Here is a 1537-nt window from a genome sequence, read left to right on the forward strand (position 1 = left end):
AGCAACAGCCGCAAGGTTTGGGTCATCTTCAAAATATGGAATTGCTTCTAAAAGGATATTTTTACTAAGTACACTATCAGCATCCATACAAACAAAGTAATCGCCTAAAGCCTCAGATATTCCATAATTTAAGGCCTCAGACTTTCCTGCATTTGCTTGATGAATGACTCTAACTTGAGAATGTTTCTCCATTTCTTTGGCTACAATAAATGTATCATCAGTAGATCCATCGTCCACAACAAGAACCTCAAGATTTGGGTAGTCTATCTCAAGTACAGACTCTATAGCAGGAGTTAAAACTTTTTCTTCGTTAAAGGCGGGAATTATAATAGTCACGAGAGGAAAAATATCAATCAATTTGCTTCTTTTGTAGAATACTACTTCCAAAAATGACAATATAAGTAAAAGAAAAGTTCTAATAAAAATTAAAATTAAATAATAAAGCATAATATTTGCAACAAATGTTGCAAGAGGGTTTTCAAACTTCCAGTTTTCAGGAATATTCAAATAGAATGTTACCGTAAGTAGAGAACAGATAATTGTAATTGTAACAATACTGACTATACTAGAGTAATTAGTTTTCATTACAATCTATTTCCGACTAAGATTTTTCCAATTTTATTTAAAAACAACTGCTCATCATTCTTCCTTGGCCGGGAGTTTAAATAAGTAACATTTTTAAAGTTATTATGAAGGTTTTGAGATAATTTATATGCCTGAGATACTCCACGATCTGAATTTTGGTCATTGATCAAGTTGCGAATTTCATCAATAACTAACGTTATGTCTCTTGATCTTCTTCCAGTAAAACGAGTAATATCGTCTAGAAGAGGTGACAAATCTTGCATATAAGAAAACTTTGTAATTAAACTTGGCTTAGTCTCTAAAAATATAAGTCTTTCATCATCAATATACTTCTTAATTAATTCATTTTCTTCATAGAAATAATCACCTTTGTCCCACGACAAGAAAATAACTTTTTCATCTTCTGCGATATTCGTGAGTATTTTTAGAATGTATTTATCTTTCTCTAGCGAGTTAAAGGTAGTTATAAACTCGACGTGATTTTTCACTGAGGAAATGACGTTTGTAACAGACTCAAGAACTTGATTAATATCATCTGCTAGAGTCTTAACACTGATAGGTTTTTTTATGAAACCAATCGCTCCAAGATTACGAATTCTTTTCCTATCACTTGAGTCTTCACTAGAGCTCATACAGACAACTGGAATATCACATAAAACAGCATGGTTTTTAAGAAGCTCTAAAATCTCAAATCCATCAACACTTGGCATAAGAAGATCAAGTAGTATTACATCAGGCATTTGAACTTCACAAATGCGAATAGACTCAAATATATTTGTCACAATATATACGTCAAAGTCGTCTTCAAGAGCTTTAGATACAACCTTACGAGTGACGACTTCATCATCTATAACAACAACTTTCTTTTTACCAGAATGTTGAACGACTTCTTTAATGTCTATCAAAATTTCTCCAGTTTTCTTTCGAATAATTTCTATTTATATAGTATAAT

2 protein-coding genes are annotated in these 1537 nt (G+C 31.6%); both read right to left on the reverse strand.

The genetic code is table 11. The features are described 5' to 3' along the window. A partial coding sequence (locus tag ABX784_RS17395) for a glycosyltransferase (RefSeq protein ID WP_372656325.1) occupies positions 1-585 on the reverse strand: 585 nt, incomplete at its 3' end. Further along, entirely contained in the window at positions 585-1490 is a 906-nt protein-coding gene (locus ABX784_RS17400) for a PleD family two-component system response regulator (RefSeq protein WP_372656326.1), read from the reverse strand. The genes ABX784_RS17400 and ABX784_RS17395, both read right to left, overlap by 1 nt. Positions 1491-1537: the final 47 nt, after the last annotated feature.

It is taken from the genome of Halobacteriovorax sp. (assembly GCF_041587335.1).
GTDB lineage: Bacteria > Bdellovibrionota > Bacteriovoracia > Bacteriovoracales > Bacteriovoracaceae > Halobacteriovorax.